At 41.4% G+C, this 21,213-nt stretch carries 19 protein-coding genes and 1 pseudogene; 9 read left to right on the top strand and 11 right to left on the bottom strand.

Going from position 1 to position 21,213, the window contains the following annotated elements:
* Positions 1–16 precede the first annotated feature (16 nt).
* Positions 17–1,321 (bottom strand): NAD(P)/FAD-dependent oxidoreductase, encoded by a 1,305-nt coding sequence (locus ISP07_RS16200; RefSeq protein WP_209328230.1) that lies wholly within the window; start codon positions 1,319–1,321, stop codon positions 17–19.
* 258 nt (positions 1,322–1,579) lie between these two features.
* Between ISP07_RS16200 and ISP07_RS16195 the strand changes: the two genes are divergently transcribed.
* Complete coding sequence (locus ISP07_RS16195; protein WP_209328229.1) at positions 1,580–3,514, top strand: RecQ family ATP-dependent DNA helicase; 1,935 nt, start codon at positions 1,580–1,582, stop codon at positions 3,512–3,514.
* A 7-nt stretch (positions 3,515–3,521) separates the two neighbouring features.
* On the opposite strand, the gene ISP07_RS16190 is transcribed toward ISP07_RS16195, so the two are convergent.
* The 4 genes from ISP07_RS16190 to ISP07_RS16175 form a co-directional block, all read right to left on the bottom strand.
* A complete protein-coding gene (locus ISP07_RS16190; RefSeq protein ID WP_138619783.1) occupies positions 3,522–4,442 on the bottom strand; it encodes a nucleotidyl transferase AbiEii/AbiGii toxin family protein in 921 nt (306 codons plus the stop codon).
* 1 nt (position 4,443) lies between these two features.
* Complete coding sequence (gene abiEi / locus ISP07_RS16185; RefSeq protein WP_209328228.1) at positions 4,444–4,968, bottom strand: type IV toxin-antitoxin system AbiEi family antitoxin; 525 nt, start codon at positions 4,966–4,968, stop codon at positions 4,444–4,446.
* 111 nt (positions 4,969–5,079) lie between these two features.
* Positions 5,080–6,447, bottom strand: coding sequence for a TrkH family potassium uptake protein (locus ISP07_RS16180; protein ID WP_209328227.1), 1,368 nt, complete (start codon positions 6,445–6,447; stop codon positions 5,080–5,082).
* Positions 6,444–7,103, bottom strand: coding sequence for a potassium channel family protein (locus tag ISP07_RS16175; RefSeq protein WP_130151919.1), 660 nt, complete (start codon positions 7,101–7,103; stop codon positions 6,444–6,446). The genes ISP07_RS16180 and ISP07_RS16175 overlap by 4 nt, the downstream gene beginning before the upstream one ends.
* A 177-nt stretch (positions 7,104–7,280) precedes the next feature.
* Here ISP07_RS16175 and ISP07_RS16170 point away from each other — a divergent pair, with 177 nt between their 5' ends.
* The 3 genes from ISP07_RS16170 (at position 7,281) to ISP07_RS16160 (ending at position 10,243) form a co-directional block, all read left to right on the top strand.
* Positions 7,281–8,585, top strand: coding sequence for a DUF4118 domain-containing protein (locus ISP07_RS16170; RefSeq protein ID WP_228290653.1), 1,305 nt, complete (start codon positions 7,281–7,283; stop codon positions 8,583–8,585).
* On the top strand, positions 8,578–9,246 hold the full coding sequence (locus tag ISP07_RS16165; RefSeq protein ID WP_209328226.1) for a response regulator: 669 nt from the start codon (positions 8,578–8,580) through the stop codon (positions 9,244–9,246). Before ISP07_RS16170 ends, ISP07_RS16165 begins: the two co-directional genes overlap by 8 nt.
* Positions 9,247–9,340: 94 nt before the next feature.
* The gene (locus ISP07_RS16160) at positions 9,341–10,243 is read left to right on the top strand and encodes a diguanylate cyclase (RefSeq protein ID WP_228290657.1); all 903 of its coding nucleotides are present in this window, start codon (positions 9,341–9,343) and stop codon (positions 10,241–10,243) included.
* A 113-nt stretch (positions 10,244–10,356) separates the two neighbouring features.
* Here the strand turns inward: ISP07_RS16160 and ISP07_RS16155 are convergent, their stop codons facing one another.
* Both ISP07_RS16155 and ISP07_RS16150 read right to left on the bottom strand, forming a co-directional pair.
* Positions 10,357–10,974, bottom strand: a complete 618-nt coding sequence (locus ISP07_RS16155; RefSeq protein ID WP_209328224.1) for a glutathione S-transferase family protein — start codon at positions 10,972–10,974, stop codon at positions 10,357–10,359.
* Positions 10,975–11,021: 47 nt separating this feature from the next.
* On the bottom strand, positions 11,022–12,053 hold the full coding sequence (locus ISP07_RS16150) for an NADP-dependent oxidoreductase (RefSeq protein WP_222938014.1): 1,032 nt from the start codon (positions 12,051–12,053) through the stop codon (positions 11,022–11,024).
* Positions 12,054–12,219: 166 nt separating this feature from the next.
* Here ISP07_RS16150 and ISP07_RS16145 point away from each other — a divergent pair, with 166 nt between their 5' ends.
* Both ISP07_RS16145 and ISP07_RS16140 read left to right on the top strand, forming a co-directional pair.
* Positions 12,220–12,654, top strand: coding sequence for a hypothetical protein (locus ISP07_RS16145; RefSeq protein WP_166338349.1), 435 nt, complete (start codon positions 12,220–12,222; stop codon positions 12,652–12,654).
* Positions 12,655–12,665: 11 nt separating this feature from the next.
* Positions 12,666–13,508, top strand: a complete 843-nt coding sequence (locus tag ISP07_RS16140; RefSeq protein ID WP_209328223.1) for an SMP-30/gluconolactonase/LRE family protein — start codon at positions 12,666–12,668, stop codon at positions 13,506–13,508.
* Here ISP07_RS16140 and ISP07_RS16135 read toward each other — a convergent pair.
* From ISP07_RS16135 to ISP07_RS16125, 3 genes are all read right to left on the bottom strand, one after another.
* The gene (locus ISP07_RS16135) at positions 13,505–13,738 is read right to left on the bottom strand and encodes a helix-hairpin-helix domain-containing protein (RefSeq protein ID WP_054553472.1); all 234 of its coding nucleotides are present in this window, start codon (positions 13,736–13,738) and stop codon (positions 13,505–13,507) included. The two genes, ISP07_RS16140 and ISP07_RS16135, sit on opposite strands and share 4 nt — an antisense overlap.
* Positions 13,728–14,723 carry a hypothetical protein gene (locus ISP07_RS16130; protein WP_054553473.1) on the bottom strand — a complete coding sequence of 332 codons (996 nt, stop codon included), beginning with the start codon at positions 14,721–14,723 and terminating at the stop codon, positions 13,728–13,730. Before ISP07_RS16130 ends, ISP07_RS16135 begins: the two co-directional genes overlap by 11 nt.
* Before the next feature lie 159 nt (positions 14,724–14,882).
* The gene (locus ISP07_RS16125) at positions 14,883–17,618 is read right to left on the bottom strand and encodes a TonB-dependent receptor domain-containing protein (RefSeq protein WP_209328222.1); all 2,736 of its coding nucleotides are present in this window, start codon (positions 17,616–17,618) and stop codon (positions 14,883–14,885) included.
* Between the two features lie 259 nt (positions 17,619–17,877).
* On the opposite strand from ISP07_RS16125, the gene ISP07_RS16120 reads away from it, so the two are divergent.
* The gene (locus ISP07_RS16120) at positions 17,878–19,083 is read left to right on the top strand and encodes an anhydro-N-acetylmuramic acid kinase (RefSeq protein ID WP_209328221.1); all 1,206 of its coding nucleotides are present in this window, start codon (positions 17,878–17,880) and stop codon (positions 19,081–19,083) included.
* A gap of 3 nt (positions 19,084–19,086) precedes the next feature.
* Here the strand turns inward: ISP07_RS16120 and ISP07_RS16115 are convergent, their stop codons facing one another.
* Positions 19,087–19,563 carry a hypothetical protein gene (locus tag ISP07_RS16115; protein WP_209328220.1) on the bottom strand — a complete coding sequence of 159 codons (477 nt, stop codon included), beginning with the start codon at positions 19,561–19,563 and terminating at the stop codon, positions 19,087–19,089.
* 461 nt (positions 19,564–20,024) lie between these two features.
* On the opposite strand from ISP07_RS16115, the gene ISP07_RS16110 reads away from it, so the two are divergent.
* Together ISP07_RS16110 and ISP07_RS16105 are read left to right on the top strand one after the other, a co-directional pair.
* Positions 20,025–20,738: a GGDEF domain-containing protein gene (locus tag ISP07_RS16110; protein ID WP_209328219.1), complete on the top strand. Its 714-nt coding sequence runs from the start codon at positions 20,025–20,027 to the stop codon at positions 20,736–20,738.
* Positions 20,739–20,749: 11 nt separating this feature from the next.
* Positions 20,750–21,157, top strand: a pseudogene (locus ISP07_RS16105) (GGDEF domain-containing protein); the annotation flags it as partial.
* Positions 21,158–21,213 lie beyond the last annotated feature (56 nt).

Genomic DNA, 21,213 nt, shown 5'->3' with positions numbered 1-21,213 from the left:
GGCTTTATGCCGTAGCTTAATGCAGTTTCATTTTTGGCCTAACAACGCGGAGTACTTTTTCGCTGATCCACAGTGCAAAAGTTTTTGCACTGCCATGGATAGCACGTTGATGCATACGATAGAGCGAAATATACATAAATCGCGCTATTTTACCCTCTATAAAAAAGCTATTACTGGTTAGGTTGCCCATTAAACTGCCTACCGTGCTGTAGCGTGACAAATTAACTAAAGAGCCATGATCACTGTAGGTAAAGGCACTCAGAGGCTGGTCTTTGAGTGTAGCTATAAGGTTTTTTTCAACACATTGCGCCATTTGATGAGCCGATTGTGCTCTGGGTGGCACTTGTGTGCCATCTTCTTGAGTAAATGCACAGCAATCACCAATCACAAAAATATCGTCGTTAACGCTACTTTGCAGATATTGGTTCACCTTAATTTGGTTATTGCGGGTGAGCTCAAAGATACCAATATCTTTAATGAAATCAGGGGCTTTTACACCCGCAGCCCAAACCATAATGTCGGCTTTGATATGTTCATCGTTTTTGGTAATAAAGCTGTTTTCTGTGGCTTCTTTTACTTGCGTGCCTTCGCGGACTGTTACTCCTAATTTAACCAGTTCACGCTTAGCTGAGTTTGCAATGCGCTCGGGTAATGCGGGCAAAATTCGCGGGCCCGCTTCAATTAAATCAATGTGTAAGCGTTTCGCGGTCATTTTATTAAGGCCATACATTTTTAGCATGTCTGACACATGATAAAGCTCTGCCGACAGCTCAACCCCGGTTGCACCACCCCCCACTATAGCAATGGTTAAAGAATGCTGTGGGTCGTCATCTTGATGTAAACGGGTGAAGTTATCGAGTAGAGCATGCTGAAAGCGTTCAGCTTGCTGGTTTGAATCAAGGTAAAAACAGTGCTTGTTAACGCCAGGGGTATTAAAGTCGTTACTGACACTGCCTATAGCAAGTACAAGGTAGTCATAACTGACTTGGCGCTCGGGTAAAATTCGGTGGCCAAGTTCGTCTTTTAACTCACTTAAAGTGATAGTTTTGTTGGTTTGATCTAAGTGGCAAAAGCTGCCGAGTTGAAAATTATAATGATGTTTTGCTGCATGAGCTGAGTATACAACGCCGTCTAAATCGGCATCAATCGACCCCGTCGCTACTTCATGAAGTAACGGCTTCCAAATATGGCTGCGGTTTTTATCGATTAAAAGTATCTCTGCTTGGCGTTTTTTCCCGAGTTTGTGTCCTAATTGTGTTGCTAGCTCTAAGCCACCAGCGCCACCACCGATTATCACGATTTTAGGAGGTTGGTTAATCATTACGTTGCCCTCAAAAGTATAATACCTAAACACTCTTGCGAAAAAGCGCTTAGGTATTGCAAGTCCATCCATCAATACCCCATGGCAACGCGCCCATTGTGCGCCTTTTTACTGGTTTTGTCAGTACCTGTTAAGAACAATATAGTGCGCTTAGTTATATCAATGGCCTTGGGAGATTGAGTTAAACGGGTTAACATGGCTAATTCGCAGTAAGAGACCTATCATTACCTGAAAAGGGAATGAAAGTGAGGGATCAGGATGACTACACCACTACACACTTCGTTGAATCAATACTTTGGCTTTAATGAGTTTCGCCAAGGTCAGCAACAAACCATTGAGCAGTTATTAAATCAGCAATCGTCGTTGGCAATTTTTCCAACTGGCTCAGGTAAATCTTTGTGCTATCAATTAACCGCATTGCACTTACCCAACTTGACCTTAGTGGTATCGCCATTATTGGCACTGATGAAAGATCAAATCAGCTTTTTAAATAGCAAAGGTATTTACGCGGCAAGCCTTGATTCAAGCCAAACCAGTGAGCAAAGCCATACGGTAATGAGTGATGTGCGAGCAGGGAAGGTGAAAATTTTAATGGTCTCAGTTGAGCGTTTTAAGAATGAGCGCTTTCGTGAATTTATTAAACAAGTGCCTATTTCGATGCTGGTGGTTGATGAAGCGCACTGTATATCTGAATGGGGTCATAACTTTAGGCCTGATTATCTAAAACTGCCGCGCTATCGTGAAGAGCTTAATATTCCACTGGTATTGCTACTTACCGCCACCGCCACTAAAAAAGTAAAGCGCGATATGTGTGAGCGTTTTGCTATTGCCCCAGAATGTGTGGTGCAAACAGGCTTTTACCGAAGCAACCTCGATTTATCAGTGCTCAGTGTTGCAAGCCAAGAAAAACCTCAGCAATTAGCAAGTATTATAGCCAGCCAACAAGGGGCAGGGATTGTCTATGTCACCTTACAGTATACCGCTGAGCAAGTGGCCGAAGGCTTGGCAAGAACGGGCTTTAATGCAGTGGCCTATCATGCAGGCCTTGAGGATGATAAACGCTGGCAAATTCAAGATGATTTTATGGCGGGTAAAATCAATATCGTCGTGGCAACCATTGCTTTTGGGATGGGGGTTGATAAGTCTGATATTCGTTTTGTGATCCACTATGATTTGCCAAAATCGATTGAAAATTATAGCCAAGAGATTGGCCGTGCAGGGCGAGATGGTGCGCCATCAAACTGTTTTACCCTAGCAAACCTTGATGGCTTAAATACCGTTGAGAACTTTGTTTATGCCGACACGCCCGAGCAAAGTGGGATTGACTATGTCATCAATAACATTCGTAACGAACAAACGAACAACCAGTGGGAAATGCAAGAGTACAGCTTATCTAGCGAAAGTAATATTCGTGCTTTAGCGTTAAAAACCTTACTAGTGCAGTTAGAAATGCAAGGGGCTATTACGCCTTTATATGCCTATTACGCCGATTTTAAATATAAGTTTTTAACGGATCAAAACGAGCTACTTAGCCAGTTTGATGCTGACCGACAAGCGTTTTTACAACAGGTATTCAAACACACTGAGTTTAAGAAAATTTGGGGCACACTTAATTTTGATGCGTTAACCCGTGCCACTCAAGTTGATAGAAAACGTGTGGTTGCAGCGCTCGATTATTTGGCCGAGAAAGGTCATATTGCCCTTGAGACCAAACGCATCACGCAAGTGTATGAGGTGAATAACTCGGTAATAAACCACGCAGATTTAGCACCGCAACTTCATCAATATTTTATCGAAAAAGAACAGGCCGAAATTAAACGTATCGCCACTTTAGTGCGCTTTTTTGAGCTAGATAGCTGCTTAAGTTATAACTTAGCCCGCTATTTTGATGACCAGAATGCACCCCAGCAATGTGGCCATTGTTCAGTGTGTAGAGGCCAGCAGGTAAAGCTAAGTTATTCATTAGTGCATCAAATGCCTGAGCAAAATGTGATTGCCAGTAAAGTTGCAGAGCTTAAACAGCACTTAGCCGCTAAAGGAATTAGTGATGTCAGCATCGATACTCAGTGCCGCTTTTTAGCGGGCATGAGCGTGCCTTTATTTACCCGTAATAAAGTCAGGCAGCTTTCAGGTTTTGGCCTTTGCGAGCAGCAGCGCTACAGTGACATTAAAGCCTTGCTACAGCAGTTGTAGCAGGGTCTTACATTTTAAAATCAGGCTCTGTAGCTTCGGTAAACATTTTTGACAGAACTGTCTTGAATAACTCTGTCAGGGTGTTTTGTAAGTACAACTGAAACTTTTCTTTACCGAGAGTTCTATCGAATACTTCGGTATCTAAAAAGCGTTTCATTTCACCGATAAACTCTGGGCTCGTGGTAAGTTCGGGTAACCTATCAATTAAATGAGAAAGCATGGACTGATATTGCTCAAGTTGATAGTCAGCAACTTTATTTTTAACTAGTTCAATATCTAATTGAGCCCCTTGCTGTTGCAACCAAGCAAGATCCCAAATGTCTCGATGTCGCACATACTTTGTTGTGGCTGGTAATGAAATTATTTTGTCAGCCATCACCTCATCGAGTGTTTCAGCTAAGATCAGTGTATCGCTGTATCCATCAGGCAGAAAATCATAGTTCACATTCAGTGGTAAAGGCTGCTTTGTGTAGGCCGGAATATTGGCAACTTCTAACTTAATTTTTTGTTTGGGTAAATCCTTTCTTTGTGGTGCAGTTACTACTGCAACTTGCCACTTATCAATTTTTAATTCTGAGTATTTAGGGTCTTTTTTTAACTCTTTCGGTTCTTTAACTGTCACCTCAAGGCCATATCTTTCGCCAATATACTTTTCAATACATGCTTTGATATCTTTTAACATGAGTGAATTGAATTCTTTACCACCAGCAAAATCTAAATCTTCACTAAAGCGATTTCCGCCGTAACATAATCTTAAAGAAGTACCTCCTTGAAATACCAGCTTATCAAGAAATCCACCTCTTTCGAGAGCAAATAGGATGTCGTAATGCAATAACTCTTTTTCTATAACAGCCCGCATATGAGAAACATTTGTGGTTTGCATAGCGAGATTTACCAGTTGCGCAAAGTTCTCTTGTTCAGTTTTCATCTTATGCTTCCTCTGCAATTAAATGAGTATTTCGGCCAACTCTTTTTAAATCCCTTAGAGCAGTATTTTTCGTTGCAAATCTCAAAGAGCGATCTGTTTTCATTGTGTTTTCTAGAATGTCTAAACGGTCTCGCTTAGTGTGAGTAAATTCAATTGTACCAAAAGGCGTTTTATATTCACCCGAGCGTCCTGTTGTCATAATGGTCAATCTGCCAACGGGGATTTGTGAAATAATTCCATACTCTGAAAGTGCAGACTCTAAACTAACGTAATTGTACTCACCACGGCGGATTGTTTTTGCAATTAGCTCCAGCGTATCACTTCCTTTTGACTGAGCAAGAGCGTAAATAAAAATGCCATTTGAAACTCTAATTAAAAAGCCATCATCGATGAGTCGAGAAATCCCCGCTCTCAAGCTCCTATTAGTATCATCAAAAAAAATCTTTGCAAAATCAGACATTGTAAAAATATAACGTCCTTGTTTATCAAATTCTGATAGCTTTTTGATTGCATCTGACTTTTTCAATTTATTTCTCAAGTAATGATTAATGGCATATTTATATGTCATTATTGTAGACTTATTTTAGTGCTTTTCAAGTTCACAAATTTAACACTAAAAAGTGTCAAAACTGTACACTTAACCAATTTGAATACTGGTAGTCGGGTAGGTTAAAGGTTGGCTGTGCTGGCGAGCAAAACAATAAGCAAAGGTTAATGGCCCAACCCGACCTATCAGCATCAGCAGTATGATGATGAGCTGACTAGGCGCACTTAAATCCCCAGTTATACCCCGCGAAAGGCCTACGGTACTGAGTGCCGAAATTGCCTCAAAGGTGATATCAAGTAACGACCCTTGTTCAAGCTTGGTGATGATCATAATGCTGGTAAAAGCGATAAATAAGTACAGTATCATGACGCTTAATGCCTTGATCACCAACTTGTCGCTCAGCTGACGGTTAAACACGGTGACCGTGGTTTGCTGTTTTAAATAGCTGCGCATCGCTAAAATTAGGATCACAAAGGTGCCTAGTTTTATGCCGCTCGCCGTACTAACTGAACCACCGCCAATCACCATTAGCAGCATAGTCAAAAGCGTTGAATCTTGACTCAAGCCATCAATCGGTAGGGTATTGAACCCTGCGGTACGAGGTGTCACCGCTTGAAACCAAGTCGTTAATATTTGCTCAGACGTTGATAGCGGCGCTAATGTCGCGGGATTGGCGTGTTCAAAGAAAAAAATCAATATAAATGCGATGCAGTTGAGCAATAAGGTGGCAATTAGCACCAGGCGGGTATTGGTTGATAGTAATGACCAGCGCTTTTGTTTGTAGATATCAATCAGTACAGTAAACCCTAAACCGCCGATGATAAACAAAGCGGTGATCACTACGTTTACGGTTATATCGCCTTTGAATGCCGATAAGCTATCGCCACTTAACGCAAAGCCCGCATTATTGAACGCCGAAATCGTATAAAACAGACTGTGATAGGCGCTTTTTAGTGCGCCATAGTCATCGAACCAACTAATAAAGAGTAAGCAAAATGCCACCGACTCAATCACTAATGAATACACTAAAACATACTTAGCAACTTTGATCACCGAGGTTAAATCGTTAGTGTCAAAAGCGCGGCTAGCGAGTAAGCGTTGTTGTAAGCCTAGGGTTTTTCCTAAACTTAGTATTGAAATCACCGCCACGGTCATAAAGCCAATGCCACCTATTTGAATCAGCAGCATGACCACGCTTTGACCAAATACAGTCAGATCAGTACCTGTGTCGATGACCACCAGCCCTGTTACTGTAACCGCAGAGGTTGCCGTAAATAATGCATCGAGCCAGCTGATCGGTTGGGTGCTTGCCATTGGTAGCATAAGCAAGCCCGTGCCGAGCATAATTAACACAATAAAGCCGATAGTAAGCACTAAAGGTGGGTTTATTTTTTGCCGCTTACGGCACTTTACACCGCTAAATTGTTTTGGATAAACGTTGGCTTGCCAGTTGATCATAATGCACGAAACCGTTTTGCTAATTTAGTTAAGTAAGTTTTAGAGCCCAGTAGCACCAGACTATCGCCGTGACGCAGTTCGGTGTCGTTAGTCAGCTCTGTATTGAAGTAATCATCACGTCGTAGTGTGAGTGGTTTAATATCGCTATTACGTTCTTTGAGCAGCCAGCCAATTTTGCGACCTGAAAGCTGCAGATCAATGCCTAGTTCAACAATAAACGTGGATTGGTTAAGCGGGAAATATTGATTAACCATTGGGTAGTTAAGCGCTTGCGCAACCCTCACGCCCATTTCTTCTTCAGGGTGAATGATGCGCTCAACGCCGAGTTTACTTAGTATTTGATGGTGGCTTTTGGTACAGGCCTTTACCCAAATTTGCTTTACGCCTAAGTTTTTTAAATGCAATACACATAAAATACTGGCTTCAATATTCTCGCCAATGGCCACCAATACGGCTTGGCAACTGGGTAAATCGAGCCGTGCTAATTGTGTTTCATCACTGGCATCAACCACCACGGTAAAACTGAGTTGGTCGGCATAGTGATTAACGGTGCTTTCGCTAATATCGGCAGCACACACTGTATGACCTTGTTTTGAAAGTTCTAAACAGGCGGTTACGCCAAAACGTCCTAATCCGATTACTGCAAACTGAGCCATAGTCTTTCTCGCTATTGTGGGTACGCGCTAAATGCTAATGGCAAAAAAACAGAAGTCTCTAGAGATCTTGAAAGCTTTATAAAGATTTTATGCCGAGATAAAAAAACTTTATAAAAACTTTATAGTGACAAAATTGAAAACCCTTTAATCTAATAGGGATAAACAATAAGTGAAAAGATGATGCAGTCAGTATTCAAAATACAGTATTTAAAAGCCGCATTTTTAAGTGTGTTGATGCCACTTGTCGTGGTGCTTGCGATATTCCCATTTCGAGAACTGTTTACAACCACCGATATTGTGATGCTACAGCTTCTGTGGGTGACATGGGTTGCGGTGCGCAGTAATCGTCGTGTTGCTGCGCTTACTACCTTGGTGAGTGTTGCCTGCACGGACTGGTTTTATGTGGTGCCGTATTTTACTTTTCATATCGAAAATATTGAATATGTGGTCACCTTTTTGGTGATGCTGATTGTAGGTCTAGTGATAAGTCACCTTGCCGGGGAGCTCAATACCAAGGTTCGCGATGTGCAAGCCCATGCAAGTAATAGTCGCTTATTGTATGAGTTAGCAAAAAAACTTAATGATCTCGATAGCCTTGAGGAGCAAAAGCAGCTGTTTTTGCAAACCATGACCGCGCATTTAAAGGTTGCATGTGACTGGCAGCCAACAGCCTCTAAGCAGTTTATTTATTTAAACGAACAACAAGCTGAATTTGGCGGTATTGCGTTTGCCAAAGCGCTAAATGCAGAACAACAGGCTTTGGCGAATACAGCGTGCTCTTTACTGTATCAGGTTCAAGAAAAAACCTTATTACGCGAGCAATCTGCGGCGATCAAAGTACAGGCGGAGCTAGAGAGGTCAAAAAACACCTTGTTGCGCAGTTTATCCCATGACTTACGTACGCCATTAGCGACCATTATGGGCGCATCAAGCATGTTGGCTGATGATGATATCCAACTAAGCTCTGAGGTTATCAAAGAGCAAGCTGCTAACATTTATGAGCAAAGTAGAATACTTAACCAGCACTTTGATAAAGTCATGGAGCTCAGTAAAGTTAATAAGTTAGCTGAGAATATTAAATGGCAAAAGCTGCCTATTTTGACCTTAATTAGCGAAGCAAAATCTCGTCGTCAGCAGCAACTACAAAACTTTAAACTGAGCATCGAGGCTCAGCAACAAAGCATCTGTTTTGGCGATGAAACCCTACTAGAAATTGCCTTTGCCAATATGCTCGAGAACGCAGCTCGTTACGGAGATGGTTCGGCGAATATGCAATTTATTGAAACACACAATGAATATCAAATTGTGCTAACCAATCCTTTTGCGAATAAGCATGAGACGAGTCAAGATGAAGGCGTTGGTTTGGGGAGTGTGATCTGCGATGTGGTTGCTAAATGTCATCAAGGGCGCTTTGAATTAACCCTCAATGAGCAAACAAAGCAAGCAACAGCTATATTAATTTGGAGTAACAGCCGTGGCTAATATTTTGGTTTTAGAGGACTCACCGCCTCTGCAAAGTTTTTTAAAAACACTGTTAAAAGCCAGCAACCATGAAGTCAGTGTGTGCGCCAAAGGGCTTGATGCGTTTGCACTTTTAAGCCAGCAGCAGTTTGATTTAGTGCTGCTTGATTTAGGCTTGCTCGATATGGATGGGCAAGATTGGCTGGTGGAGTTTAGACAGTGGAGTCTGCTCCCTGTTTTGGTACTTTCTGCACGCGACGGAGAAACAGAAAAAGTCACCGCCCTTGATAACGGCGCTAACGATTATCTGACCAAACCATTCAGCGCAAACGAATTATTAGCACGAATTCGGGTGCTTCTGCGCACACAAACAACACCCATCCTAACTTTGCAATGTGGCGATATTCACATAGACCCACATAAGCATGTGGTCCGTAAAGGCGCTGAAGAAGTAAAACTAACTAAAAAAGAGTACGCTATTTTGCTATTGTTATTTCAGCAAAAAGACAAGGTGTTAACGCATAACGCTATTTTATCTGAGGTGTGGGGAGAGCAGTATATTAACCGTCCTGAATACGTACGTGTACATATTGGTCAGTTAAGACAAAAGCTTGAGCAAAATGCGGCAAGCCCTAAACATATCTTAACTGAGCCCGCTGTTGGTTATCGATTAGTTGATTAAGCCATCTCTTTCTAGCGCTTTAGGTTGAGTTTGTAACTTACCTTAGGTACTGTTTTAGGAAATAAAATAATAAGCGGAAGTCTTTTCATTGGCTATGCATCAAAATACCGAGCAGGGCATTAATTCTCTGTCGAATACACAGCTTGAAGACATGATTGCAGAAATCGAGCAGGCCATTGAGTGGCACCAGTCATGGTATAGAAACTTATTAAGGTGCTTAATTGCAGACATACCTGCAGATGAACAAGACTTAGCAGATAATGCTCATAACCTTTGTCGTTTTGGGCAATGGTTTAATAAGCTACCCGAACAGACCCTAAACCTTCACCCTTACTTTTCTGAAATCGCTTGTGCGCATCAAAAGATGCACCAAGGTGCCAAAGTCCTGTTATCGTTAAAAGAGTCTAAGTCTGTTATTCCGGCTAATTTATTGGACCAGTTTCATGCCGATTTAGATAGCCTGCATGAGTTATTTGAAACCCTTATCGATGAATTCTCTGAATTGCTGCACACAAGAGACCCTTTGACGGGGGCATCGAACCGAACAAATTTAGTTGAAAACCTACAAAAAGAGCATGAGCTTTGCAAACGTAAATCGCTCAGCTGCGCACTGATAATGATCGACCTTGATCACTTTAAGCAAGTGAACGATGAGTTTGGTCATGCTGCGGGTGATAAGGTATTAATAGCCCTTGTTAAATGTATTAAATCTCACTTAAGGAAGTACGACCAACTATATCGCTATGGCGGCGAAGAGTTTTTAGTCTGCTTACCGCAAACAGAGCTAGAAGGTGCCAAATCACTTTCTGAGCGATTAAGAGCAGGCGTTGAAGCTTTAAAAATTGAAATTGGCAAAAGTAAACACATTAATGTTACAGGCTCATTTGGTGTTTCGTTAATAAATGTCGATGACGATATCGAGGCGGCAATCGAAAGGGCTGACGAAGCCATGTATCAGGCTAAAAAGTCAGGCCGCAATCGAGTGTGTGCAGCTTAAATGGTAGCTGCGCTGACTTATTTGAAAATATTGGTGAAGTAAAAGTATGGCTGTAGTCCACCTTCATCGCTTTGCGGCAAACAAAGGTACAGGCAGTACCTTTGTTTATTGAGTTAACCGTATTTTGCTTCTAGCTCATTGGCTGTGTGATAACTTTCGTGAGTTTTTAGCTGCTCAAAGTAGCGTTCGATTTCAGGGAAGTGGGCTAACAATCCCGCCTCATCAACTTTTTCTACAACAAAAGACATCATGAAATCAGCACCGGTCAATGTGTCATCTACTAAGTACTGCTTACCTTGTAATTGCTGGTTAAAATAGCTCAGTATTTTAGCAATTTCATTATCGGCATAGTCTGCAATAAAGTTGGTTTTACAGCCGTCTTTAGTAATAAAGAGTTTCAGTAATAGGGGCACCATGGCAGAGCTTTCAGCAAAATGCAGCCATTGCTGATAGTCAACATAGCTATCGCTTTGCTGGCTTGGCATAAACTTACCTTTGCCATACTGAGTTATTAGGTAGTCAGTTATCGCACCCGATTCAGTAATTACTTTGCCATTATCTTCAATGACAGGCGACTTACCCAGCGGGTGAATTTGTTTTAACTCATCAGGTGCTAAAAATGTCTCTTTATTACGTTGGTAGGCAATAATGTCGTAATCAACGCCAAGCTCTTCGAGCAGCCAAATAATCCGCTTAGAGCGTGATTTGTTTAAATGGTGTAATTTAATCATTTGTTATCCTTAATAGTGGCGCAACATTATTTGTTGCGCCTAAATTTTTAAATTGGCTGCTGAACTTGAACCACGGTTTTACCAAAGTTTTCACCATTTAACATGGCGTTAAAAGCGTCTAGGGTATTTTCGAAATCAGTTTCAAGGTGCTCTTTGTATTTTATCTTGCCGTCGTTCAGCCATTGTTGCATATCTTGCGCAAATTCACCGTAACGATCGCTGTAATCATCAAAGATAATAAAGCCTTGTACTTTAATACGTTTTCTAAGAATTAAGCCCATCAACATAGATAGGCGATCAGGCCCTGGTGGTAACTCAGTTGCATTATATTGTGATACTAAACCACATAGTGGGATTCGTGCTTTTGTGTTAAGTAAAGGCAGTACCGCATCTAAAACATGACCACCGACGTTCTCGTAGTAAACATCAATACCTTGATCACAGGCGTCCTTAAGCTGTTCTTCAAAGTTATCGGCTTTATGATCTATGCATGCATCAAACCCTAAGTTCTCAATCGCATGCTTACATTTTTGTGAGCCTCCAGCGATACCAACGACTTTACAACCTTTTAATTTGGCTATCTGACCGACAGTTGCTCCAACCGGCCCTGTTGCTGCAGCTACAACCACTGTTTCGCCTGCTTTTGGTTCACCAATATCTAGTAGTCCCATATAAGCAGTAAACCCTGGCATACCTAAAATACCGAGTGCATAGGAAGGAGTATCTGGACTTTCTCCTAACTTCATCAGTCCTTCAGTATTACTTATCGCATACTCCTGCCAACCAGTATAGGCAAGTACCCATTCACCTACTTTATAATCAGGGTGCTCTGATTGCTCTACCTGACACACTGTCGCACCAACCATCACATCGCCAACTTCAACAGGGTCAGCATATGATTCTGCATCGCTCATACGGCCTCGCATATAAGGGTCAAGAGATAAATAAATTGTTCTTAGTAAAACTTCACCTTGTTTAGGTGAGGCAAGAGTAGATGTTTTTAAAACGAGGTTATTTTCTGTTGCAGGGCCTGTTGGACGTGATTCAAGAATATACTGACGGTTTTTAATTTCAGGCATACTTATCTCCTATGATTTGTTTTAAATCCTGTTTAATAAATAGGTGCGGGCATGTAATTAGAAATCAATGGCGAAATTGTTACCGAGTAGAAAATGATAATTTCATTCAAACGACAATCCATTTTGCACGGTATAGTGTAAAGGTGTATGCTGGAAAAATATTCAAATGGCGAAACAAATTGATATGAAAGGTATTTCTCTTATAGCTTTTACGCTTGTTGCGGGTTTTATGGCAAGGGGTGCGCATGCTAATACAAGTGTTTTATCGGTTGATCCTATCACACCAGGAAACGTATTTGCGTTTGAAAACGACGCAAGACGTTATCCAAAGCAAAGTGAGTTTAGTATTGTTCACAGTGTTTCGATGAGCAGTGAAAGCGGCCGACGATTAGCTGTGGTAACTGTTGAAAACAAAGCATCAGGATCGCGTATCTTACAAGCAGACCATATTATGGCTTTATTTGCCGATGGGCGTCGCTTACACCCGTTAGCTTTTGATGAAGGTATCAAGTTAGATGATGGTGAAAAGCGCTCACTGACTTTATCTTTTGGTGAAAATGAATACCCCATTTTAGCGGTATACACGAGTTTAGATGAGTAAAAGGCAGGCCCATGAAATTACCTAAGCCACTGGCAATGATATTACTTTTAAGCTCACCGTTAGGTTTTGCTATTGATAGCCAAGACTTTGTTAAAGATAACGTGTTCACGCAAGGCATTGAAGGGCCAACCATGTATAACGGTGCCCTATACGCGGTGAACTATGCCCAGCAAGGAACGATTGGCCGCGTAGATAACATGGGCAAAACATCGTTGTTTGTGCGGTTACCGAATGACAGCGTTGGTAATGGCTTACAGTTTGACTCACTAGGTAATTTATTTATTGCCGATTACGTTAACCACAATATTTTAAAAGTACCTGCTGGCAGCAATAAAGCAGAAGTGTTCGCCCATAATAGCAAGATGAATCAACCCAATGACATTGCTATCACCAAAAGTGGGGCGCTGTTTGCAAGTGACCCTAACTGGGCGAACGAAACGGGTCAGCTATGGCGTATTAATGCGGATGGCAGCACCCATTTACTCGAAAAAAACATGGGGACTACCAATGGAGTAGCGGTTAATAACGACAATACCAAGCTCTATGTGAACGAAAGTGTGCAACGAATCGTTTGGCAATACGACTTAGATGACAACTTAAACATTAGTAATAAAAAAGTTTTGATTAAATTTGCTGATCATGGCCTAGACGGCATGCGCGTTAATAATCAAGGGCATGTGTTTATTACTCGTTATGGCTCAGGGAAGGTACTTGAAGTCTCGCCTACCGGCAAGCTTTTAAATAGCTATCAATTAAAAGGCCAGCATCCAACGAATTTGGCTTTCAACGAAACTCAAAACAAAGTGTATGTCACCATGCAAAAGCGCGGGGCAATCGAAGTGATTGAGCTTTAGCCTTGCTTTGCTCGCGTAATAGCAGCGGTGATAGCCGCTTTTGCTTGCGGACTATTCTTCCAGCAATTTGAATGCAGCATCGACGCTACTCGCTCAGCAATAGTGTTGGCATCAAACCCAGCTAAGTCTTCAAACGATTCAATCCCAACTTCTTCGAACCGTTTTATAACCGTTGGTCCGACACCCTTGAGTGCTAAAAGCGCGCTGCGTTCTTGTTCGTTAAATGGCATGTTTTTGTTCCTTGTTCATTGCGTTTATAAACTGATGAGGGTCATCTAGCCCCAGGAAAACAGTGTTAATATCACCCATAGGTTCATTGAGCTTAATTTTAATATTCGGGTAGCCAGAGTAGTTGTAACGTTTGATTGAACGAGCGCGTGCAATAAAGTCGGTATTTAAATCAATGGATTTGATATTTTTTAAAGCAATATTGTAAGCAGGATAGAGCCCATAGCGAATAATGAGTTGCGATTTACTAATAGAAACAGGGCGCTTTGCAACTGCTCGGTATTCTGCAATGAAGAATAAAAGGCTAAATATAGTTAAACCAGTGATTATGTTTGCTGCTGTTGATGACCACACAAAGTGTATGAAGAAGTGCATCATGGGCAGTTCTAATAAGATAATAAAAATAAAGCCAAGTAAGTTAGCTTGTGCACCGTCTTTATTATGATAACTAAAATGCTGTTCACCAGTGAAATAACTAGGTTTAATGTGTTTAGCGTAAAAAAAGAAAGCCCACATCCGTGTTTCGAAACATAAAAAGTTTGCAATAGCACTTTGTTTGAAAAGCTTGTTAATTGGCCGTTCGATAGCTATATCAGGATCTGTCTGCTGGCTTAAAGCGGATTTTATTGCCAGGTACACAGTAATGAGAGCACTTAGCTCTAAAATTACAATCAAAGCTAAAAGCCCGTAACGACCTTGCTCTAAGTAATTCATTAAAAATTTGTTTTGTTCGGGAATAATGTAACTCCCCACTAAAATAGCGAGTGAGCACATCATCAATGCTTTAAAAGCCGCTTCTTTCTTATTTTTAATTAATATTAAGCAAAGTACAGGTAATACTATCAGTGCATCAAGCAGGTATAACCATTCAAAATTTGCTTTGCCAAAGTCATTTAGTGGATGCTTTCCCTGATAATAAATGCCCCAAAAAAGACTAATACTGATTAGGAAAATAAATGGAATTTTTGACTTTATTGATTTGAGCATAACACCTTCCTTGCAGTTTTACTGCTTATATCTTAAACAACAATCTATGCGCTGTCCCTATTTATTCTGGATATATTCGTACTTTCTAAAATAAAAAAGCGCACCGGGCAGGGTGCGCTTGAGGGGATCAATCCTGTGTAGCTAAAACAGTAGGATTAATTAGAAGCTTGGGGCATATCTCAGTGAAACACCGACTGAACGGCCAATCACACTGTAATCACTCACGGTGTTAAAGTGGTTTGCGCCTACCTCAGGTGTTGGTGGTTCACGGTCTAATAAGTTATCGACACCAAAGTTAACAGCAAGTTCCTCGTTAACTTGCCATGCAGCAGCAAAGTCTAAATAATTTTGTGCTGGAATTGTTTCTGAACGGTCGACAGCATACTCTACTTCACCTATTCTGCGCCAGCCAAGTTGGAAGTTCATGTTATCTAACTGCCAATCAATGCTTGCGCGATGTTTGTAGTCAGCTTGTAAAATGCTCGCAAAGTCACCCGAACAGGCGCTGCCGTAAGTTCCCTTACAGTCAACTTCAGGCACTGTGCTGTTGTTTTGACGCGTTTGTTTAGTAACAAAGTTACCTTGGTACGAGAATCTAAAACGACCACCCATTTGCTCAGGTGCATCAATCACATAATTTGCTGCAACGTCGATACCTTCTTGCTCAATTGCAGCTAAGTTAAAGTCATTAACGATGGCTGTGCTAATAAAGCCCGTGTTTGGATCGCGAAGTACCGCACCACACAATGGGTTGTTCGGGTTCGGGTCATCAACATAACAGCTTTGTAGTGCCGCACCTGGCTGAATTTGGCTTACCGCATCTGTAACACGAATACTGTAGTAATCGAGTGATAAATCATAGCCTTCTAAATAGCTAGGTGTATAAACAATGCCTAATGTATCTGATTCGGCTTGCTCAGGCTTAATGTTCGGGTTACCACCATAGGTGTACTCTGCGGTACTTGAATCGAATTCGGTGCCAACAGGCGGCGCACCAAACGCAGCACATTGAGTGGCATCACCGGTGCCAAGTAAGCATGGATCGCCGTTATAACGCCCTGCTAGTCGTGGCACAAACTGGTCGCTATTTTGGTCAAATAACGATAACGAGAGCGCTGTGATTGGGCTGGCAAACTCACCTAAGTTAGGTGCTCTAAACGCGGTTAAGCGGTTGGCGCGAATACGAATGTCGCTGTTTATTGCCCAGTTGATACCTAGTTTGTAAGTGTCTTCTGCTTCGGTATTTGAGTAATCAGAAATACGGTAGGCACCTTCAAAGCTAAGCTCTTCAGCAAACGGTTTATCAACAAAGATAGGCACTAAAATTTCAGCGTAGAACTCTTCAGAGCTAAAGCTTGCATCCATATCAAATGCGCTGATAGACGCAAAGCTGGTGCCGTTTCTAAATGCATCGCCCGGTGTTTGTTTACCGGTTTCTTTACGGTATTCATAACCGATTGCAAAATCGATAGCGCCGGCTGGTAATTCAAATAAGAATCCAGAGTCACCTGATAGTGTTGCTGAGATCACACTTTGTGTACGGTCGCGAGTGGTATAAAGCAGCGGATCGCTAAAGTCGCTGAAATCATGGTTTGGATCAAAAATATCCACTGAATTTGCAAGGGCAGAAAAACGACTATTACCGCTGTTATCATTACGGTATGCGTTGTTGTATATGGTGGCTACTTCGTCCGTTTTGCCATACTGACCATATACGTCATAACGTAAGTAGTCAGTTAAATCACCTTTTAAGCCCAGTTGAAATTGCATTGAATCACGCACCGCTTCGGTGTGTTGCACGCCTAAACCTAGGTTACGTTCAACATTAACAAGGGCATTACCTTCGCTATCAAACGTGAGTTGGTCACGTAGTTCATCAGGAATATACGCGTTGTCTTGCGTGAGGGTCACTTGTTCGTTAACAAAAATGGGTGTTTGGCCACTGGCACCCGCACCATTTACGGTCACTTTAGAATACATTGCGCGGCCATAGGCAATGGCACTGTCGCTTACATCAACGTCAAATAATAAGCCCGTAGAAAAACGGTCCATCGGTTGAGTTAAATAACGGTCAGCTGTGAAATCAGATGTTTGACGCTCACTTGTTACAGCTCCTGAGTCAGCAATACCTATGCTGTTGCCAGAGGCAACATCAGTATAATAACCACCGCTGTTGATCATTGCCGTTGAGTTTTCAAGCGCATAGTCACGCTCGCCAGCTAACAACTCTTTTCGTTCGGTGTAACCAATATAGCCTGTTACATGGCCGCGACCGTCGGCGATGTCACCACCAAAAATTGCTTCAAAGTTAAGCTTTTCGTTACCACCGTCGGCACTTTCGTAACTGGTTGAGAATTCAGCGCCAGTAAAATCATCGTCTAAAACAAAGTTAACAACACCGGCTACCGCATCGGCGCCGTAAACCGCTGCTGCACCACCTGTTAATACATCAACGCGTTTAATTAACCCGGCAGGAATAGTATTCACGTCAACCGAGTTACGAAAACTAAATGGTACCGCGCGAGTACCGTCGATAAGAACCAATGTGCGGTTTTGACCTAGGCCGCGTAAATCAATCGTTGATGAGCCAAATGAGTCACCGACTGTGGCACCTGTGCTGTTTGCACCCGCCGCAGCTTGTGGCAGTTTTGCGGTAATATCTTCAACGTTGACTGCACGGTCTAGGTGAATTTGTGCTTCATCAACGCTCACTACAGGACTACTTGAGACCAGCTCAGTACGTTGAATACGTGAACCTGTTACGGTGATCACTTCAGGTTTTTTTGCTTCAGTGCTTTGCTCTGCGTGTGCATAACTAATTACTGAACTTACAGCGAGAGCTAAAGGTGATAGCAGCAATAGCGAGCGATGCGCTGTTGATGTATTTGCTTTCATGATGATTCCCTTGCGTTTTATCATTTAAATCAACGCAGGTTGGTGTCTGATCTAGACCATTTAGTTAATTTAATGAGTCATACTTTTTGTTATGATGCTTGTGTGCTCTCCTTTTGGGGAGCTCACCGGTACAGTTTTAAAGCAATTTAAAAGTCTTTGCAATAATTATTCTTTAAATCTATTATTTTAAAATATAAACTATTCCAAGTCGTTAACCCGCTTATTTACATCTAATAAGCTGATTTTAAGTGATTTATTTATGCATCAACATATTGAAAAACTGTATTTAAGCGCAAAAAAAGAAAAAAAATTAATAATTGGTCTAATGAGTGGCACCTCGTTAGATGGTCTAGATATTGCGCTATGCGAAGTATCAGGGCAGGGCATGAACACGCATGTCGAAGTAATAAAGTTTACAACGGTTGACTACGACGATGATTATAAAACGCGTGTAAAGCGAGTGTTCGCCAAACGCGAATGTGACCTTGAAGAAGTCACTTTACTCAATCCTTGGATTGGTCAATTACATGGTGAAATGGTTGCCAAAACGTTAGCCAGCTGGGGAGTAGCAAAAGAACTTATTGATGTGATTGCCAGTCACGGACAAACTATTTATCACTGCCCTAAAAACCAACACAAGCGTGCAGAATATGGCAATGCAACACTACAAATTGGTGACAGCGATCATTTAGCGGTGACTGCAGGTATTACAACCATAGCTGATTTTAGACAAAAGCACATTGCAGCGGGTGGTGAAGGTGCGCCGCTTGCTGTATATGGTGACTACTTGTATTTCACAAGCACCAGCGAAAACCGTATTTTGCTTAATATGGGCGGCATTGCAAACTTAACCTACTTACCTAAATCGGCAGATGCACGAGCAGTTTTTAGCTCTGATATAGGCCCCGGCAATACCATTATGGATGCTTATGTGCAGCGTTATTTTACACCACTTCATTATGATAAAGATGCCGCTATTGCAGCAAAAGGCACGGTAAGTGAAGATTTGCTCGCAGCGCTGTGTGATGATGCATTTTTTGCTTTAGGGTTTCCTAAAACCACGGGGCCAGAAGTGTTTAATCTAGAGTATTTAGCTGCAGCACAAGCACGCTCGAATACGCAGAACTTATCGCACTTTGATGTGATGGCAACCTTAGTGCAGTTTTCAGGAGCAATGATTGCTAAAGCAATTAACCAATGCAGCGAAGGTTTGACCGATGTGGCTGTATACGCCAGTGGTGGTGGGGTTCATAACCCATTATTAATGGACACTATTTTAGCTAATTGCCCAGCGCTTTCTGAGATAAAAGATACCGATTCGTTGGGGATTAATCCAGATGCAAAAGAAGCCGTGTTATTTGCTATTTTAGCGAACGAATGTCTGTCGGGCGGGCAACAACGCTTTGGTAATACCGAGCAAGGGATCCCCGATATTACCATGGGTAAAATTAGCTTTGCTGACTAGGCCCTAGAAAAAGGCTAAAAAGCTTGCGCCAATATTACTAATGTAATGGCGTAAGCCCTGGTTTTTAGCTTGCTCAGAAGGTATCAGTTCTGGTGATGTGCTCGCTGCAATGCTGACATCAAACTGGGCGCTGTCTTTAAGTGTTGCATGCATGCCGTGTAGCATTAACTGCAATACAAATTCACCACTGTGAGTAACGTTTTCTAAGGTAAGCATAATAACGTGCTGCTCTAGATCGTGTTGCGTTAAAGTGTGTGCAGTAAAATACGCCGATTCGCGTGCATCAGGGCGCGTTGCACTGATAGAGATCACGTCACCTTCATGGGCATCATCTGGCAGCACACAACAAAATAAAACACGCTTTTGCTCATTAGCTGCAAAATGCAATTGTTCATATTCCATTGTATGCGCAAGTGCAGCACATAAAGGGTCTTCACTAGAGGGGAGTGCAAACGAAAGTTGCACCAAGGCACTGTCCATTACTTCTTCATTAGGTTAGGTGATTAAATTAGCGTCAATTATCGATCAGTTAGATGACAGAATTATGACTATTGTCATATTGCAGATTATTTATTTCAGAATCGGTGAGAAGTTGAATGTATTATTCGCTTTAGTCATCTTTTCTATAGGTTTGTTCTACTCACTAAGTTTACAGTTTTTCAAGTACTTACCTAAAGCCTTTAGGGGAATGTAGTTGTTGCACTTAATTGAAGTGGTGGTTGCCGTTTAAGGTCTGATAACGCAACTTCGATTTCTAGTTTACCAAGCAGTACTAAACACAATGTATTTGGCAATCCTTTTTTTGTATTAACTGTCTATAATTATTTATTAATAAATATAATCTTTTAATGCTACAGACTTGCTTTTAAGTGGTAAAGTGGATGAATCTTTAATCGCATAGCAGTCGTTCTATCGACAATATAAAGTTATAGGGTGTTTTTTTGAGCGATTCGTTTGTTACTAAGTCTCTTGATAGTAAACAGCAAGCCTATCAATATTTATGTCAAGATTTGTTTTCTCGATCTAAGATTGGCCCTGTTTTTTATACCTTTTCAACTGTTATAACTGGTTTTTTAGCTGACTTTCATACTTCGTTACCTTTACCTTTTATTGTAGCTACCGTCTTGTTGTTAGTTCTGGCGATCGCACGGTTAGTTTCTCGTCCACCTGAAAATACTCAAGCCTCATTAGATAACGCAATTAAAAAACACTGGATATTAGTGTTTTTTTGTGTAGTTACATGGTCTTCGTTTTTTAGTTGGACAACTTACCAATTAGGGCTAAGTAGTGCGTTTATATTTGGGTTAGTCAGTACAATTAATTTCTCAACGGCTATTGTTCACCAATATAGCCCTCAGCTTAAAAGAGCATTATTCTGCAGTTTGTTATGCTTATTGCCTACCTCAGCAACAATATTAATGTTTCACCCCTCTTTAGATGTGGCAGCACTCGCACTTTTACTCTATACGCCCTACTTAGTTATTACTGCTAAAAATAGTCATCAGGAATATTTTGATCATTTAAATAACAAATTAAAACTCGAAGCCGCCCTTGTTAAGCTCGAAGTCCTCTCAATAACAGATGCGTTAACTGGACTATATAACCGAAGAGAATTTAACCGTCGTATAGAATGTGCATTGAGCGATAGAAACTAAATAAACAAAAGTTTGGATTGATTTTATTTGATATAGATAACTTTAAGAGTATCAATGACAACTATAGTCATACCGTTGGCGATGATTGCCTGATTCACGTTGCTAAAGTTCTTAAGCAGGTCTTCAATCGTGAAACAGATATTATTTCACGTGTCGGCGGGGAGGAGTTTGCAATTATTGTGTTTGGAAAACAAGCGCGCTCGATACTCAAAAGTGCAGAAAAACTTCAGCATCGCCTGAGTTCTACAGCATGTTTAACACAAGGACACGCCATTAAAGTGACGGCAAGTATTGGGGTTGTTTTTAGTAAAGCAGAGATGAAAATTGAAGTACCACAGCTTTATGATCTGGCCGATAAGGCTATGTATCGAGCGAAGAATAACGGAAAAGATAGGGTTGAGTATATAGAAACAAATTAGACTTAATTATATAAGTAAGTGGCACGATATTTATCGTGCCACTGATAGGTTGCTAG

Source organism: Pseudoalteromonas sp. PA2MD11 (assembly GCF_017808125.1).
Lineage (GTDB): Bacteria > Pseudomonadota > Gammaproteobacteria > Enterobacterales > Alteromonadaceae > Pseudoalteromonas > Pseudoalteromonas simplex.
This window is presented reverse-complemented; position numbering and strand designations above follow the sequence as displayed.

Coding starts and splice junctions, on each gene's coding strand:
- ISP07_RS16145 (WP_166338349.1), top strand. CDS start 12,220: ATGGCGAAACAAATTGATATGAAAGGTATTTCTCTTATAGCTTTTACG.
- ISP07_RS16150 (WP_222938014.1), bottom strand. CDS start 12,053: ATGCCTGAAATTAAAAACCGTCAGTATATTCTTGAATCACGTCCAACA.
- ISP07_RS16155 (WP_209328224.1), bottom strand. CDS start 10,974: ATGATTAAATTACACCATTTAAACAAATCACGCTCTAAGCGGATTATT.
- ISP07_RS16175 (WP_130151919.1), bottom strand. CDS start 7,103: ATGGCTCAGTTTGCAGTAATCGGATTAGGACGTTTTGGCGTAACCGCC.
- ISP07_RS16160 (WP_228290657.1), top strand. CDS start 9,341: ATGCATCAAAATACCGAGCAGGGCATTAATTCTCTGTCGAATACACAG.
- ISP07_RS16130 (WP_054553473.1), bottom strand. CDS start 14,723: ATGCTCAAATCAATAAAGTCAAAAATTCCATTTATTTTCCTAATCAGT.
- ISP07_RS16170 (WP_228290653.1), top strand. CDS start 7,281: ATGATGCAGTCAGTATTCAAAATACAGTATTTAAAAGCCGCATTTTTA.
- ISP07_RS16200 (WP_209328230.1), bottom strand. CDS start 1,321: ATGATTAACCAACCTCCTAAAATCGTGATAATCGGTGGTGGCGCTGGT.
- ISP07_RS16125 (WP_209328222.1), bottom strand. CDS start 17,618: ATGAAAGCAAATACATCAACAGCGCATCGCTCGCTATTGCTGCTATCA.
- ISP07_RS16120 (WP_209328221.1), top strand. CDS start 17,878: ATGCATCAACATATTGAAAAACTGTATTTAAGCGCAAAAAAAGAAAAA.
- ISP07_RS16180 (WP_209328227.1), bottom strand. CDS start 6,447: ATGATCAACTGGCAAGCCAACGTTTATCCAAAACAATTTAGCGGTGTA.
- ISP07_RS16115 (WP_209328220.1), bottom strand. CDS start 19,563: ATGGACAGTGCCTTGGTGCAACTTTCGTTTGCACTCCCCTCTAGTGAA.
- ISP07_RS16195 (WP_209328229.1), top strand. CDS start 1,580: ATGACTACACCACTACACACTTCGTTGAATCAATACTTTGGCTTTAAT.
- ISP07_RS16190 (WP_138619783.1), bottom strand. CDS start 4,442: ATGAAAACTGAACAAGAGAACTTTGCGCAACTGGTAAATCTCGCTATG.
- ISP07_RS16140 (WP_209328223.1), top strand. CDS start 12,666: ATGAAATTACCTAAGCCACTGGCAATGATATTACTTTTAAGCTCACCG.
- ISP07_RS16135 (WP_054553472.1), bottom strand. CDS start 13,738: ATGCCATTTAACGAACAAGAACGCAGCGCGCTTTTAGCACTCAAGGGT.